The organism is Sphingobacterium sp. JUb56 (assembly GCF_014191365.1).
Lineage (GTDB): Bacteria > Bacteroidota > Bacteroidia > Sphingobacteriales > Sphingobacteriaceae > Sphingobacterium > Sphingobacterium anhuiense.
In genome coordinates this window covers 3,934,712-3,951,295 of the sequence record NZ_JACHWL010000001.1, presented here as the reverse complement: position 1 = coordinate 3,951,295, position 16,584 = coordinate 3,934,712, and the positions used below count along the sequence as shown (strand labels likewise).

Genomic DNA, 16,584 nt, shown 5'->3' with positions numbered 1-16,584 from the left:
TAGTTATGGGGGGGTTCCAGAGCGGTCAAATGGGACGGACTGTAAATCCGTTACTTCGGTTTCGAAGGTTCGAATCCTTCTCCCCCCACACTAAACAGTTTGCGTACTGTTGGTAGGTGAAAATCTAAATAAAACGCAAACAAAGCGGAAGTAGCTCAGTTGGTAGAGCGATAGCCTTCCAAGCTATAGGTCGCGAGTTCGAACCTCGTCTTCCGCTCAAATTTTTAAGTATTGATTTTTAGTCTCTGTCTTCTTTGATAATATTATATCTAAAGGTGGAGGCATTAATCTGTAAACAGGATTTTCGAAAAGCCGAAGTAGCTCAGGGGTAGAGCACTTCCTTGGTAAGGAAGAGGTCGTGGGTTCAAATCCCATCTTTGGCTCGTACAACATTGTATAACAAGTATAGAAATATTTATAATTACTAATTCGCATAAACATGGCAAAAGAGAAATTTGACCGTAGTAAACCACACTTAAACATTGGTACAATCGGTCACGTTGACCACGGTAAAACTACTACAACTGCAGCTATTACTAAAGTATTAGCAGACGCAGGTTTATCAGAAGCTCGTTCATTTGATTCAATTGACTCTGCTCCTGAAGAAAAAGAGCGTGGTATCACGATCAACACTGCACACGTTGAGTATTCAACAGCTAACCGTCACTATGCACACGTTGACTGTCCAGGTCACGCCGATTATGTGAAAAACATGGTTACTGGTGCTGCTCAAATGGATGGCGCTATCATCGTAGTTGCTGCTACTGATGGTCCTATGCCTCAAACACGTGAGCACATCTTATTAGGTCGTCAAGTAGGTATCCCTGCTTTAGTTGTTTTCTTAAACAAAACTGACTTAGTAGATGATGAAGAATTATTAGATTTAGTTGAAATGGAAGTTCGTGAATTATTATCATTCTACGATTATCCAGGAGATGATGTTCCAGTAATTAAAGGTTCTGCTTTAGGTGCTCTTAACGGTGAGCCTGAGTGGGTTGCTAAAATTATGGAATTAATGGATGCTGTTGATAACTACATTCCAATCCCTCCACGTTTAACTGAATTACCTTTCTTAATGCCAGTAGAGGATGTATTCTCGATCACAGGTCGTGGTACTGTTGCTACAGGTCGTATTGAAAGAGGTGTAATCAACTCTGGAGATCCAGTTGAAATCTTAGGTATGGGTGCTGAGAACTTAAAATCTACAGTAACTGGTGTTGAGATGTTCCGCAAAATTTTAGATTACGGTGAAGCTGGTGATAACGTAGGTTTATTGTTACGTGGTATTGAGAAAACTGATATCAAACGTGGTATGGTTATCTGTAAACCAGGATCAGTAACTCCTCACGATTATTTCAAAGCTGAGGTTTACGTTTTATCAAAAGCTGAAGGTGGTCGTCACACACCATTCTTTAACAAATACCGTCCTCAATTCTATTTCCGTACAACAGATGTAACTGGTGAGATTTCATTAGCTGAAGGTACTGAGATGGTAATGCCAGGTGATAACGTTACGATCACTGTTAAATTGATCTCTCCTATCGCTATGGAAAAAGGTCTACGTTTCGCTATCCGTGAAGGTGGTAGAACTGTAGGTGCTGGTCAGGTAACTGAAATTTTATAGTCTTTTAAGATTCTAAAATCACATATAATAAGCTAATCAGTTCATACTGATTAGCTTATTTTTTCAGTCCAGATTATTGATTAAAAAACAATAAAAAAAGATTAAAAAAATTTGCAGGGAATAGTTTAAAACACTATATTTGCATCATCAAAATAAGATAATACACGGGAATAGTTCAACGGTAGAATAGAGGTCTCCAAAACCTTTGATCAGGGTTCGAATCCTTGTTCCCGTGCTTAATAAATAAACTGAAAATGGCAAAAGTACTTGATTTTTTTAAAGACTCTTATGTCGAAATTACAGAGAAGGTTACTTGGCCTACTTGGGGTCAATTACAGAACTCCGCTGTAATTGTACTTGTTGCTTCTGTTATAATAGCGTTATTGGTTTTTGTAATGGATAAAGCTTCAAGTAACGTATTAGAGTTATTGTACGGTATTGCTTCTTAATTTCATCAAACATTATTTATGGCAGATCAAAGTTTAAAATGGTACGTAGTTCGTGCAGTGAGTGGTAAGGAGAAGAAGGTAAAGCAATATATCGATGCCGAAGTTAGCCGTTTAGGAATTGAGCATTTGATTACTCAAGTGTTGATTCCGATGGAGAAGTACTATTTGATGCGTGATGGAAAGAAAGTGGCTAAAGAGCGTAACTACTATCCTGGGTACGTTTTGCTAGAAGCTGCTTTAGATGGTGAGTTGGAACACATTATAAAAGGAGTTAATAGTGTCATTGGATTTTTAGGGGATAAAGCAGGTAATGCTATTCCGTTACGCCAAGCTGAGGTTAATCGTATTCTAGGTAAAGTAGATGAGATGGCTGAGCAGGGTGAGACAATTAATGTACCATATTACGTTGGTGAGACAGTGAAAGTGAATGATGGTCCATTTAATGGTTTCACAGGTGAGATCGAAGAAGTTCATGAAGATAAGAAAAAACTGATTGTAATGGTGAAAGTTTTCGGAAGAAAAACACCATTGGAATTAAACTACATGCAAGTAGAAAAAGAATAATAAAAAGAGCAAAGTACAACTTTGCTCTTTTTATGTTAAAATAAATTTGCAAATAGATTTAATTCTATATATCTTTGCACCTCATTTGGTGGTTAAACGCAAGTTAATAACCAGGTGAAATAATAAATGTTACGTTATTTGCTTCCAACTTACTAACAAACATTTAATAATTTAATTCAAAACAAGATGGCAAAAGAAGTCAGTGCGTTAGTAAAATTACAAGTTAAGGGCGGAGCTGCGAATCCATCTCCACCAGTAGGACCTGCTTTAGGTGCTAAAGGTGTGAACATTATGGATTTCTGTAAACAGTTCAACGCTCGTACGCAAGACAAACCAGGAAAAGTATTGCCTGTTGTCATTACAGTTTACGCTGATAAATCTTTTGATTTTATCATTAAAACTCCACCAGTTGCTATTCAATTGAAAGAAACTGCGGGTTTAAAAAGCGGTTCAGGTGAGCCTAACCGTAAAAAAGTAGCTTCAGTTACTTGGGAACAAGTAGAAGTTATTGCTAAAGATAAAATGGTAGATTTAAACGCGTTTACTTTAGATGCTGCTATGAGAATGGTAGCTGGGACAGCACGTAGTATGGGTATTACTGTATCAGGTAATGCTCCTTGGAACAATTAATTAAGAAATCAATTTAAGAAAAGTGGCTAGATTAACAAAAAATCAAAAAGCGGCACTATCCAAAATTGAAGCTGGTAAAGCATACTCTTTAAAAGAAGCTGCGGCTTTAGTTAAAGAAATCTCATTGACCAAATTCGATGCTTCTGTGGATATCGACGTTCGTTTAGGCGTAGATCCCCGTAAAGCAAATCAAATGGTTCGTGGTATTGCAACTTTACCTCACGGAACTGGTAAAACTGTACGTGTTTTAGTTTTATGTACTCCTGATAAGGAAGAAGAAGCTAAAGCAGCAGGTGCTGATTTCGTAGGTTTAGATGAGTATATCAGTAAAATTGAAGGCGGTTGGACTGACGTTGATATCATTATTACAATGCCTAGTGTGATGGCTAAAGTAGGTAAATTGGGTCGTATTTTAGGTCCAAGAAACTTAATGCCAAATCCTAAAACTGGTACTGTAACTACAGAAGTAGGTAAAGCAGTAACAGATGTTAAAGGCGGTAAGATTGATTTCAAAGTTGATAAAACTGGTATCATCCATACTTCAGTTGGTAAAGCGTCGTTCGATGCAGACAAAATTTATGAAAACGCATTAGAGGTATTACAAACTATCTCTCGTTTAAAACCGTCTGCAGCAAAAGGAACATACTTTAAAAGCATTCACATTTCATCAACTATGAGTCCTGGTATTCATATTGAGACTAAATCAGTAGCGGGTATTTAATCATGAGAAAAGAAGAAAAACAAGAAATTGTTCAAGCTTTGGCAGAGCAGATTAAATCTTACGGTAATTTCTATATTACTGACACTTCTGAATTATCGGTAGAGAAAGTGAATGGCATTCGTCGCAAATGTTTCGAAAGTGATATTGAAATTAAAGCTGTTAAAAACACTTTAATCAAAAAAGCATTAATCGAAGCTGGTGTTGATTCAGAAGAGATCTTAGGAGCATTGAAAGGTGCCTCTACAATGATGTTCTCTGAAGTAGCAAATGCTCCAGCGAAATTAATCCAAGCTTTACGTAAAGAAGGTGATAAACCTTTGTTAAAAGCTGCTTATATCCAAGAAACTGCATTTGTAGGTGACAATCAGTTGAAAGCATTAGTGAGTCTTAAATCTAAAAATGAACTCATCGCTGATGTTATCGCTGCATTGGAATCTCCTGCTAAGAATGTTATTTCAGCTCTTCAATCGGGTGGAAATACAATTTCAGGTTTAGTAAAAGCTTTAGAGCAAAGAGGTTAACGAATACTCTTTTATAATAAAACATTCGTACTATTATTAATAACAATTTTTCATAACGACATTCAAAAATTCAAAATAAAATGGCAGATTTAAAACAACTTGCTGAGCAGTTAGTAAACTTGACAGTAAAAGAAGTTAAAGAACTAGCTGATATCTTAAAAGACGAGTACGGTATCGAGCCTGCTGCTGCTGCTGTTGCAGTTGCTGCTGCTCCAGCTGAAGCTGCTGCTGCTGAAGAGAAAACATCTTTCGATGTTATCTTGAAAGAAGCTGGTGGTGCTAAATTAGCTGTAGTTAAATTAGTAAAAGATTTAGCTGGATTAGGCTTGAAAGAAGCTAAAGATTTAGTAGATGGCGCTCCTAAAGAAATCAAAACTGGTGTTTCTAAAGACGAAGCACAAGCGTTGAAACAACAATTAGAAGAAGCTGGAGCTGTTGTTGAGATTAAATAATCTTATCTAACAAGCCCTCAAAAGGTTTAGACTCTGACGTAATTTCGTTAGAGTCTATTCCTATTTATGATATTTGACTACTAGTCTATGTGTGTGCTGAACATAGTCGAGATGTAGTAATAACAGCATAGTTAAGCTCAGTTTTTTTAAAACTAAAATTCATATCCCCTTGGCAAACAATAATATTCAACAAGAAAGAGTAAATTTTGCGACAAGCAGGAAAGTTCTGGAATATCCAGATTTCTTAGATGTGCAATTGCAATCTTTCAAGGAGTTTTTTCAATTAGAAACTACTTCTGACAACCGCCATCAGGAAGGGCTGTTCAAGGTATTCTCGGAAAACTTCCCTATTTCTGATTCTAGAAACATTTTTGTGCTCGAGTTTTTGGATTATTTTATTGATCCTCCTCGCTATGATATACAAGAATGTATCGAACGTGGGTTAACTTATAGCGTTCCTCTAAAGGCGAAGTTAAAGTTATCATGTAATGATGAAGAACACGAAGATTTCGAAACTATTGTACAGGACGTATATTTGGGAACTATCCCATATATGACACCGAAAGGTACTTTCGTGATTAATGGTGCGGAGCGCGTAATCGTATCTCAATTACACCGTTCACCTGGCGTTTTCTTTGGTCAAAGTAGACACACAAATGGTACTAAACTATATTCTGCAAGGGTAATTCCTTTTAAAGGATCTTGGATCGAGTTTGCAACTGACGTTAATAACGTTATGTATGCTTATATCGACCGTAAGAAAAAATTCCCAGTTACTACTTTATTACGTGCTATCGGTTATGATTCGGATAAGGATATCTTAGAATTATTTGATCTTGCTGATGAAGTTAAAGTTAGTAAATCTGGTCTTAAGAAATACGTTGGTCGTCGTTTGGCGGCAAGGGTATTGAAAAAATGGATTGAAGATTTCGTTGATGAGGATACAGGTGAAGTTGTATCTATTGACCGTAATGAGATCATACTTGAACGTGAGACTGTTTTAGAAGAAGATCACATTGATTTGATCATCGACGCTGGAGTAAAATCTATTATTTTAGCGAAAGAAGATGCATCTAACAATGCGGACTATTCAATTATATATAACACATTACAAAAAGATACGTCTAACTCTGAGAAAGAGGCAGTAGAGCACATCTACCGTCAATTACGTAACGCTGAACCACCTGATGAGGAAACTGCTCGTGGTATCATCGACCGTTTATTCTTCTCGGACAAACGTTACGATTTAGGTGATGTTGGTCGTTACCGCATTAACCGTAAATTGAAATTAAATACTCCTGATGAAACGAAGGTATTGACTCGTGAAGATATCATCGCTATCGTGAAGTATTTGATTAACTTAATCAACTCTAAAGCTGAGGTGGATGATATTGACCACTTATCTAACCGTCGTGTACGTACTGTAGGTGAGCAATTATACGCGCAATTTGGAGTAGGTCTTTCTCGTATGGCACGTACTATTCGTGAACGTATGAACATTCGTGATAATGAGGTTTTCACACCGACAGATTTAATTAATGCACGTACGTTATCGTCTGTTATTAATTCTTTCTTTGGTACTAACCAGTTATCACAGTTCATGGATCAAACTAACCCTCTTGCAGAGATCACGCACAAGCGTCGTCTTTCAGCTTTAGGTCCAGGTGGTCTTTCTCGTGAGCGTGCTGGTTTCGAGGTTCGTGACGTTCACTATACGCACTACGGTCGTTTGTGTACAATCGAAACTCCTGAGGGACCAAATATTGGTTTGATTTCTTCATTAGCTGTTCACGCTAAGATTAATAATTTAGGTTTTATCGAAACGCCATACCGTCGTGTTGAAGATGGTCGTGTTGTGGTGGAAGAACCTGTACATTATTTATCTGCTGAGGACGAAGATGAGAAAACAATCGGTCAAGCTAATGCACAATATGATGATAATGGTAATTTTATCGATGCTAAAGTAAAAGCTAGATATTTTGGTGATTTCCCGGTAATCGAACCTACACGTTTGGATTATATGGATGTTGCACCTAACCAGATTACATCTATTGCGGCTTCATTAATTCCTTTCTTGGAGCATGATGATGCCAACCGTGCATTGATGGGATCAAACATGCAGCGTCAAGCTGTTCCAATTTTACGTCCACAAGCACCTATCGTAGGTACTGGTCTAGAAGGCCGTGTTGCGAAAGATTCTCGTACATTAATTAATGCAGAGGGTGATGGTGTGGTTGAGTATGTAGATGCGGATGAGATTAAAATTCGTTACGACCGTACTGATGATGACCGTTTAGTGTCATTTGATGACGACGTGAAAACATATAGATTGATCAAATTCAAGAAAACCAATCAGAATACTTGTATGAACTTAAAACCTATTGTAGGTAAAGGGCAACGTGTGACTAAAGGTCAGGTATTATGTGAAGGTTATGCAACTGAAAATGGTGAATTAGCATTAGGACGTAACTTGAAAGTTGCATTCATGCCTTGGCAAGGATATAACTTTGAGGATGCGATCGTAATTTCTGAGCGTGTAGCAAAAGAAGACTGGTTTACTTCTCTTCATATTGAAGAGTTTGAATTGGAAGTTCGTGATACAAAACGTGGTGAAGAAGAATTAACAGCAGATATCCCTAACGTTTCGGAAGAAGCGACTAAAGACTTAGACGAAAACGGTATCATCCGTATTGGTGCTGAGGTTAATGGTGGTGATATCTTGATTGGTAAAATCACTCCAAAAGGTGAATCTGATCCTTCTCCAGAAGAGAAATTATTACGTGCAATCTTTGGTGACAAAGCGGGTGACGTGAAAGATGCTTCATTAAAAGCTTCTCCTTCATTGAAAGGTGTTGTTATTGATACGAAGTTATTTGCACGCGCTAAGAAAATGTCAAAAGAAGTTGAGCGTAAAACATTAGAGAAATTAGAAACAGCACATGAAAGAGCTGTTAAGATTTTGAAAGAACGTTTAGTAGAGAAATTGTTTACAGTTGTAAATGGTAAAACTGCTCAAGGTATCTATAATGTATATAAAGAATTATTAGTAGCGAAGGGAGCTAAGTTTACACAAAAAATCTTAGCTGAATTAGACTACAATAATATCAACCCTACAGGTTGGACAACTGACGAAGATAAGAATGAAATGATTAAAGCTGCTTTACACTTCTATAACATTAAGTTAAACGAAGAGTTAGGTGCTTTCAAACGTGATAAATTCGCAGTTTCTGTCGGTGATGAATTGCCATCAGGTATCGTTCAAATGGCTAAAGTTTATGTTGCTAAGAAACGTAAATTGAAAGTAGGGGATAAGATGGCCGGTCGTCACGGTAATAAAGGTATTGTTGCACGTATTGTACGTGATGAAGATATGCCTTTCTTAGATGATGGAACACCAGTAGATATCGTGTTAAACCCATTAGGTGTACCTTCTCGTATGAACTTGGGACAGATTTACGAAACTGTTTTAGGTTGGGCTGGTCAAAAATTAGGTGTTAAATTTGCAACTCCTATTTTCGACGGTGCTGAAAAAGAAGAGGTAGAAGACTGGGTAGCTAAAGCTGGTTTACCTGCTTCAGGTAGAACTTACTTGTACAATGGTTTAACGGGTGAGCGTTTTGACCAACCAACTACAGTTGGTGTGATCTATATGTTGAAATTAGGACACATGGTTGATGATAAGATGCACGCTCGTTCGATCGGACCATACTCATTGATTACACAACAACCATTGGGTGGTAAAGCTCAATTCGGGGGTCAGCGTTTTGGTGAGATGGAGGTTTGGGCATTAGAGGCATTTGGTGCATCTAATATCCTACAAGAAATCTTGACTGTGAAATCGGATGATGTTGTTGGTCGTGCGAAAACTTACGAGGCTATCGTAAAAGGAAACAATTTACCAACTCCATCTGTACCAGAATCGTTTAACGTATTGGTACATGAGTTACGTGGTTTAGGTTTAGATATCACATTGGATTAATTAAGCAAAGTGAAGTTTTAGTGATCGCTATGATCACTAAAACTTCTTCATAAAGCTTTAACTTTTGAATAAGTATGTCTTACAAAAAAGATAATAAAATTAAAAGCAACTTTACATCAATTACTGTAAGCTTGGCGTCTCCAGAAACAATTTTAGAGCGTTCAAGTGGTGAAGTTGTAAAACCGGAAACGATTAACTATCGTACCTACAAACCAGAACGTGATGGTTTATTCTGTGAGCGTATCTTTGGTCCTGTAAAGGATTATGAATGTCACTGTGGTAAATACAAACGTATCCGTTACAAAGGTATCGTATGTGATCGTTGTGGTGTTGAAGTTACGGAAAAAAAAGTACGTCGTGAGCGTATGGGACACATTTCATTAGTGGTTCCTGTTGCTCATATCTGGTACTTCCGTTCTCTTCCAAATAAAATTGGTTATTTATTAGGTCTTCCTACCAAGAGACTAGACATGATTATCTACTACGAAAGATATGTAGTTATTCAGGCTGGTATTAAAGAGGATGATGGTATCAACTATATGGACTTCTTGACTGAAGAAGAATATTTAGATATTTTAGATACATTACCGAAAGAAAATCAATATTTAGATGACAACGATCCTCAAAAGTTCGTTGCTAAAATGGGTGCCGAAGCGTTAGAAGAATTATTGAAACGTATTGATTTAGATAAATTATCTTATGATTTGCGTCATCAAGCGGCTAACGAAACTTCTCAACAACGTAAAAATGAGGCTTTAAAGCGTCTTCACGTTGTAGAAGCATTCCGTGGTTCTAGAGATCGTATTGAGAATCGTCCGGAGTGGATGATTGTTAAAATCGTTCCTATTATTCCACCGGAATTGCGTCCATTAGTGCCTTTAGACGGTGGTCGTTTTGCGACTTCAGATTTAAATGATTTATACCGTCGTGTTATTATCCGTAATAACCGTTTGAAACGTTTAATTGAAATCAAAGCGCCAGAAGTAATTTTACGTAATGAAAAACGTATGTTACAAGAGGCTGTAGATTCATTATTCGATAACTCACGTAAAGTTAACGCAGTGAAAACTGAAGGTAACCGTGCGTTGAAATCATTATCTGATATCTTAAAAGGTAAACAAGGTCGTTTCCGTCAAAACTTATTGGGTAAACGTGTGGATTATTCGGCTCGTTCGGTAATCGTCGTTGGACCGCACTTGAAATTACACGAGTGTGGTATCCCTAAAGATATGGCAGCAGAACTTTACAAACCGTTTATCATTCGTAAGATGATCGAACGTGGTATCGTGAAAACTGTAAAATCGGCTAAGAAAATTGTAGATCGTAAAGATCCAGTTGTTTGGGATATTTTAGAAAACGTGTTGAAAGGTCACCCGGTATTATTAAACCGTGCACCTACGCTTCACAGATTGGGTATTCAAGCTTTCCAACCTACGTTAGTAGAGGGTAAAGCAATTCAATTACACCCATTAGTGTGTACAGCGTTCAACGCCGATTTTGATGGTGACCAAATGGCAGTCCACTTACCTTTAGGTAATGCTGCAGTTTTGGAAGCACAAGTTTTAATGTTGGCTGCCCACAATATCTTAAATCCTGCAAATGGTTCTCCAGTAACAGTACCATCTCAGGATATGGTTTTGGGTCTTTATTATATTACTAAAGGCCGTAAGAGCACACCAGACCATATCGTTCATGGTGAAGATATGATTTTCTATTCTGCTGAAGAGGTGATTATCGCTTTAAATGAGAAGAAAATTGATTTGCATGCTTTTATTAAGGTAAAAACTAAAATCAGAACAAAAGACGGTAGTATTGTTGATACGTTATTAGATACAACAGTTGGTCGTGTTATCTTCAACCAGGTTGTACCTCATGAAGTAGGTTTCATCAACGAGTTATTAACGAAGAAATCTTTGCGTAATATCATTGGAGAAATTGTGAAAACTACGGGTATGGCTCGTGCTGCACAGTTCTTGGACGATATGAAGGAATTAGGTTTCCAAACGGCCTTCAAAGGTGGTTTATCGTTTAACTTGCAAGATTTGAACATTCCTGCTGCTAAAACTGACTTAATTCAACAAGCTACTAACGAAGTTGAAGAAGTAATGAATAACTATAACATGGGTTTCATTACTAACAACGAACGTTATAATCAAATTATCGATATTTGGACACGTATCAACAATAAGTTGACATCACACGTAATGGATATCTTATCGAATGACAACCAAGGTTTCAACTCTGTATATATGATGCTTGATTCTGGGGCGCGTGGTTCGAAAGAGCAAATTCGTCAGTTGTGTGGTATGCGTGGTTTGATGGCTAAACCTCAGAAATCTGGTTCAGCTGGTGGTGAAATTATTGAGAATCCGATTTTATCAAACTTTAAAGAAGGACTTTCAGTATTAGAGTACTTTATCTCTACCCACGGTGCGCGTAAAGGTCTTGCCGATACGGCATTGAAAACTGCCGATGCGGGTTACTTAACACGTCGTTTACATGACGTTGCACAGGATATGATTGTTATTACGCAAGACTGTGGAGGTTTAAGAGGTATTTACACAACTGCATTAAAAGATAACGATGATATTGTAGAACCGTTATACGATCGTATTTTAGGTCGTGTTTCATTATACAATGTATATGATCCTGAAACAGGTGAATTACTCGTTTCTGAAAATGAAGATATTGAAGAAGCTGTTGCTGAACGTATTGAAGCTTCAGGTATTGAGGGTGTTGAGATCCGTACCGTATTAACATGTGAGTGTAAACGCGGTGTATGTGCTAGCTGTTACGGTCGTAACTTGGCATCTGGTAAACGTGTTCAATTGGGAGAGGCTGTCGGTGTAATTGCAGCGCAATCAATTGGTGAGCCAGGTACACAGTTAACGCTTCGTACGTTTCACGTCGGTGGTACGGCTTCTAACATTGCTGCTGAGTCACAAATCTCTTCTAAATATGCTGGTACTGTAGAATTTGAAAACCTACGTACAGTATCTCAAGAAGGTGAAGACGGTACGCATCAAGTAGTATTGGGTCGTTCAGGTGAGATTAAAATTTTGGATGAAACTAAGAAAATTGTATTCCAACAAAATATCCCTTACGGTTCTCAATTATTTGTAGAAGAAGGAAATCAAGTAGCGAAAGGTGATAAATTAGTAGCATGGGATCCATACAATGCTGTTATTATCTCTGAGTTTGCCGGTAAAGTTGAATTTGATGCAATTGTTGAAGGTGTAACTTTCCGCGAAGAGTCAGATGAGCAAACGGGTCACAAAGAGAAAGTAATTATTGAAACTCGTGATAAAACGAAGAACCCTGCGATTAAAATTTTAGATAAAAAAGGTGAAGTAATTCGTACATATAACATTCCAGTAGGAGCTCACGTTTCTGTATCGGACGGTGTAACTGTTAAAGAAGGTGGTATCTTGGTTAAGATTCCTCGTTCTACAGGTAAAACGCGAGATATTACAGGGGGTCTACCTCGTGTAACGGAATTATTCGAAGCGCGTAATCCTTCTAATCCAGCAGTTGTAACTGAGATTGATGGTGTTGTAACTTTAGGTGGTGTTAAACGTGGTAACCGTGAGATCTCTATTGAGTCACGCGATGGTCAAATTAAGAAATACCTAGTTCCACTTTCGAAACATATCTTAGTACAGGATAATGACTTTATTAAAGCAGGTATGCCTTTATCGGATGGTTCGATCTCTCCAGCAGATATCTTATCAATTAAAGGTCCTTCGGCAGTACAGCATTATATCGTAAATGGTATTCAAGAGGTATACCGTCTTCAAGGTGTAAAAATTAATGATAAACACTTTGAGACGATCGTTCACCAAATGATGCAAAAAGTGAATATTGAAGATCCAGGAGATACACGTTTCTTAGAAAAAGAAGCTGTTAACAAATGGGATTTCATGGAAGAAAATGATTCACTTTACGACAAGAAAGTTGTTGTTGATGCGGGTGACTCTAATGATTTACGTCCGGGACAGATCGTTTCATTACGTAGATTACGTGAAGAAAACTCTAGCTTGAGACGTCGTGATCAAAAACTAGTAGAGGTACGCGATGCTATTCCAGCAACTTCAAGTCCTTTATTACAAGGTATCACTAGAGCTTCGTTAGGAACGAAATCATTTATCTCTGCAGCATCATTCCAAGAGACTACTAAAGTCTTGAACGAAGCAGCTATTGCAGGTAAACGTGATAATTTATTAGGATTGAAAGAGAATGTAATTGTGGGTCACTTGATCCCTTCAGGTACAGGTCTTCGTCAATACGGTAATATTATCGTTGGTTCACGTGAAGAATATGATCAATTATTGGCTTCGAAAGAAGAAGATTAATAATTTATTAATAATACTTACAAGGGTTGCAAATTTTATTTGCAACCCTTTTTTTTTACAATATTATACTACGACTCTTGTATATATACAGGTTGTTGCTGCAACCTGGTTAAAGAATGAATACTATTTGGTTCCTGCTACCTTTTGGTGAATAGGTTTACTACTTTTTGAGAAACATCAGCAAAGCCTTAATCTACGCATAGTATACTGAATTCAGTTGCAACAGAGGTAACCGCTTAGTGTTGATGATCGTTCAACGTCAATTCGAATGTTTCGATGAAATAGTCATCATCAGGAGTGATTGAGTAGGGGAGACCCAAGAAAATAGCACGACATGGTACATCAGATAAATCGATGTGCCGTTCCAGATAAGATTTTCGTTCATTACGTAAAAGTTTTTGTTACGGATAAGCGGTAAGTGAAGATCTTTTGATGGTCCACATATCGGGTGCTAAAAGTTAATTTACCGAAATGTACATTCCTTATTAAATGATCGGATATTTTCCGTTATTGATAAAAGATTTGCATTAAATGCTTACCTGAGCAGATGTGTATTGGATCGCGAATCATTGTTTTTCTCAGATTAGCAATATTTTTTTGAGCATTATACCAATACATATTATGGTATTGCAGCAATTAGTCATTGAAATGGAGTTCAAGTATAGCAGTCCAAAACACCTTATAAAAGAAGGAACCAGTCCTTTTTTATTCCAGATGTCTTGCTATTGATCTATAGCTTATAAATGAATCATCCAATGTTACAGTTAGTTAACCTTATTATGGAGAAATAAGCGAAAAAAGATTAGGAAGTGATTATAAAAAGTCGCTATCTTTGCACCACTCCGCAAGGGAGGAGCGGCTGATCCGAAAGGGGAGGCACTGAAAAAAGAAGGGTTTAATTCAGGTTAAACGCAGAAACAGCAGGAAAACAAAAAAAATAAATTTTCACATTTATTTTGGAGAAACCAAAAAGATTTCTACCTTTGCAGTCCCAACGGAAACGAAGGGAAACAGAAACAAGATCGATACCGGCGCAATGCCGACATCATAAAAGCCGAAGCGAGATGCGGAAGCGACAGAAGTTCTTTAAAAATATAATCATGTAACGTAACGAGTAGTGTTGAGAAACGACGAAAGTTAAAAAAATCAACCTGTTCAATTTTAGAATTAGAAATTAAAATACAAGACAATTCTATTTATTATAAATAGTCTTGATCTTACACTTCATTTTACAATGGAGAGTTTGATCCTGGCTCAGGATGAACGCTAGCGGCAGGCCTAATACATGCAAGTCGGACGGGATTCAGGGAGTAGCTTGCTACGAACTGATGAGAGTGGCGCACGGGTGCGTAACGCGTGAGCAACCTACCCATATCAGGGGGATAGCCTCTCGAAAGAGAGATTAACACCGCATAACATCATTTACCGGCATCGGTTTGTGATCAAATATTTATAGGATATGGATGGGCTCGCGTGACATTAGCTAGTTGGAGAGGTAACGGCTCACCAAGGCTACGATGTCTAGGGGCTCTGAGAGGAGAATCCCCCACACTGGTACTGAGACACGGACCAGACTCCTACGGGAGGCAGCAGTAAGGAATATTGGTCAATGGAGGCAACTCTGAACCAGCCATGCCGCGTGCAGGATGACTGCCCTATGGGTTGTAAACTGCTTTTGTCAGGGAATAAACCTTTCTACGTGTAGGAAGCTGAATGTACCTGAAGAATAAGGATCGGCTAACTCCGTGCCAGCAGCCGCGGTAATACGGAGGATCCAAGCGTTATCCGGATTTATTGGGTTTAAAGGGTGCGTAGGCGGTCCTATAAGTCAGTGGTGAAAGACGGCAGCTTAACTGTCGCAGTGCCTTTGATACTGTAGGACTTGAATCTATTTGAAGTGGGCGGAATAAGACAAGTAGCGGTGAAATGCATAGATATGTCTTAGAACTCCGATTGCGAAGGCAGCTCACTAAGTTAGTATTGACGCTGATGCACGAAAGCGTGGGGATCAAACAGGATTAGATACCCTGGTAGTCCACGCCCTAAACGATGATAACTCGATGTTTGCGATACACAGTAAGCGTCCAAGCGAAAGCGTTAAGTTATCCACCTGGGGAGTACGGTCGCAAGATTGAAACTCAAAGGAATTGACGGGGGCCCGCACAAGCGGAGGAGCATGTGGTTTAATTCGATGATACGCGAGGAACCTTACCCGGGCTTGAAAGTTAGTGAATGATCCAGAGACGGATCAGTCCTTCGGGACACGAAACTAGGTGCTGCATGGCTGTCGTCAGCTCGTGCCGTGAGGTGTTGGGTTAAGTCCCGCAACGAGCGCAACCCCTATGTTTAGTTGCCAGCACATTAAGGTGGGGACTCTAAACAGACTGCCAGCGTAAGCTGTGAGGAAGGTGGGGACGACGTCAAGTCATCATGGCCCTTACGTCCGGGGCTACACACGTGCTACAATGGACGGTACAGCGGGCAGCTACATAGCAATATGATGCTAATCTCTAAAAGCCGTTCACAGTTCGGATTGAGGTCTGCAACTCGACCTCATGAAGTTGGATTCGCTAGTAATCGCGTATCAGCAATGACGCGGTGAATACGTTCCCGGGCCTTGTACACACCGCCCGTCAAGCCATGAAAGTTGGGGGTACCTAAAGCATGTAACCGCAAGGAGCGTGTTAGGGTAAAACCGATAATTGGGGCTAAGTCGTAACAAGGTAGCCGTACCGGAAGGTGCGGCTGGAATACCTCCTTTCTAGAGCATTCGGAATTGAAGCTCGTTACGGATACACATGATTTATATAAGAAACAAAAACATTTGAAGAAATGTGCCCATCCCTGAAAATGGATGGTCCAGAGAGATAGAATGATAAGCTAGTCCCGTAGCTCAGTTGGTTAGAGCACTACACTGATAATGTAGGGGTCAGCAGTTCAAATCTGCTCGGGACTACCATCTAGATGTGAGATGACAGACATGAGATCTGAGACGTAAAGTCTACTTTCTCTGTTCCTGAATCTATAATCTACACCACGGGGAATTAGCTCAGCTGGCTAGAGCACCTGCCTTGCACGCAGGGGGTCATCGGTTCGACTCCGATATTCTCCACACGTATGCCCGGACACTAAGATATTGTGTTCACGATAAGGCTACAAAGAGTTCTTTGACATATTGAAAGAAAAAAAATTACAAGAGAAGACAACAGTAGAGACAATACTGTGATGTGCTTGATGTATTATGAAGACCCTCGGTCAAGGCCGAACGGATTAATGCGTAGCATCACGGTTA

9 protein-coding genes, 6 tRNA genes and 1 rRNA gene are annotated in these 16,584 nt (G+C 38.8%); all 16 read left to right on the top strand.

The annotated features are described in order from the left end of the window. Positions 1 to 7 precede the first annotated feature (7 nt). The 16 genes from FHR29_RS16835 to FHR29_RS16760 all read left to right on the top strand — a co-directional run bounded on the left by FHR29_RS16835 (position 8) and on the right by FHR29_RS16760 (position 16,404). A tRNA-Tyr gene (locus tag FHR29_RS16835) sits at positions 8 to 88 on the top strand. A gap of 56 nt (positions 89 to 144) precedes the next feature. Then, positions 145 to 217 (top strand) — tRNA-Gly (locus tag FHR29_RS16830). Positions 218 to 311: 94 nt separating this feature from the next. Next, positions 312 to 383 (top strand) — tRNA-Thr (locus FHR29_RS16825). 56 nt (positions 384 to 439) lie between these two features. Beyond that, on the top strand, positions 440 to 1,624 hold the full coding sequence (tuf, locus tag FHR29_RS16820) for an elongation factor Tu (protein ID WP_045752394.1): 1,185 nt from the start codon (positions 440 to 442) through the stop codon (positions 1,622 to 1,624). Positions 1,625 to 1,788: 164 nt separating this feature from the next. Continuing rightward, positions 1,789 to 1,859, top strand: a tRNA-Trp gene (locus tag FHR29_RS16815). Positions 1,860 to 1,878: 19 nt separating this feature from the next. Continuing rightward, a complete protein-coding gene (gene secE / locus FHR29_RS16810) occupies positions 1,879 to 2,073 on the top strand; it encodes a preprotein translocase subunit SecE (RefSeq protein ID WP_031288930.1) in 195 nt (64 codons plus the stop codon). A gap of 18 nt (positions 2,074 to 2,091) precedes the next feature. Further along, positions 2,092 to 2,637, top strand: coding sequence for a transcription termination/antitermination protein NusG (gene nusG / locus FHR29_RS16805; RefSeq protein ID WP_132773503.1), 546 nt, complete (start codon positions 2,092 to 2,094; stop codon positions 2,635 to 2,637). 186 nt (positions 2,638 to 2,823) lie between these two features. Further along, a complete protein-coding gene (gene rplK, locus FHR29_RS16800; RefSeq protein ID WP_045752391.1) occupies positions 2,824 to 3,267 on the top strand; it encodes a 50S ribosomal protein L11 in 444 nt (147 codons plus the stop codon). Positions 3,268 to 3,289: 22 nt separating this feature from the next. Beyond that, positions 3,290 to 3,988 carry a 50S ribosomal protein L1 gene (gene rplA / locus FHR29_RS16795; protein WP_021191049.1) on the top strand — a complete coding sequence of 233 codons (699 nt, stop codon included), beginning with the start codon at positions 3,290 to 3,292 and terminating at the stop codon, positions 3,986 to 3,988. 2 nt (positions 3,989 to 3,990) lie between these two features. Then, entirely contained in the window at positions 3,991 to 4,509 is a 519-nt protein-coding gene (gene rplJ / locus FHR29_RS16790; protein WP_183915899.1) for a 50S ribosomal protein L10, read from the top strand. Between the two features lie 80 nt (positions 4,510 to 4,589). Then, entirely contained in the window at positions 4,590 to 4,961 is a 372-nt protein-coding gene (rplL, locus tag FHR29_RS16785; protein ID WP_183915897.1) for a 50S ribosomal protein L7/L12, read from the top strand. 169 nt (positions 4,962 to 5,130) lie between these two features. Next, a complete protein-coding gene (gene rpoB / locus FHR29_RS16780) occupies positions 5,131 to 8,940 on the top strand; it encodes a DNA-directed RNA polymerase subunit beta (RefSeq protein ID WP_183915895.1) in 3,810 nt (1,269 codons plus the stop codon). Between the two features lie 74 nt (positions 8,941 to 9,014). Continuing rightward, on the top strand, positions 9,015 to 13,292 hold the full coding sequence (rpoC, locus tag FHR29_RS16775; protein ID WP_183915894.1) for a DNA-directed RNA polymerase subunit beta': 4,278 nt from the start codon (positions 9,015 to 9,017) through the stop codon (positions 13,290 to 13,292). 1,231 nt (positions 13,293 to 14,523) lie between these two features. Then, positions 14,524 to 16,053: ribosomal RNA gene (locus FHR29_RS16770) — 16S ribosomal RNA — on the top strand. A 121-nt stretch (positions 16,054 to 16,174) separates the two neighbouring features. Next, positions 16,175 to 16,251 (top strand) — tRNA-Ile (locus FHR29_RS16765). 79 nt (positions 16,252 to 16,330) lie between these two features. Beyond that, a tRNA-Ala gene (locus FHR29_RS16760) sits at positions 16,331 to 16,404 on the top strand. Positions 16,405 to 16,584: the final 180 nt, after the last annotated feature.

Excerpts from the sequence above, each read along its gene's own strand:
- rpoC (WP_183915894.1), top strand. The coding sequence starts at position 9,015 with ATGTCTTACAAAAAAGATAATAAAATTAAAAGCAACTTTACATCAATT.
- tuf (WP_045752394.1), top strand. The coding sequence starts at position 440 with ATGGCAAAAGAGAAATTTGACCGTAGTAAACCACACTTAAACATTGGT.
- secE (WP_031288930.1), top strand. The coding sequence starts at position 1,879 with ATGGCAAAAGTACTTGATTTTTTTAAAGACTCTTATGTCGAAATTACA.
- rplK (WP_045752391.1), top strand. The coding sequence starts at position 2,824 with ATGGCAAAAGAAGTCAGTGCGTTAGTAAAATTACAAGTTAAGGGCGGA.
- rplJ (WP_183915899.1), top strand. The coding sequence starts at position 3,991 with ATGAGAAAAGAAGAAAAACAAGAAATTGTTCAAGCTTTGGCAGAGCAG.
- nusG (WP_132773503.1), top strand. The coding sequence starts at position 2,092 with ATGGCAGATCAAAGTTTAAAATGGTACGTAGTTCGTGCAGTGAGTGGT.
- rplL (WP_183915897.1), top strand. The coding sequence starts at position 4,590 with ATGGCAGATTTAAAACAACTTGCTGAGCAGTTAGTAAACTTGACAGTA.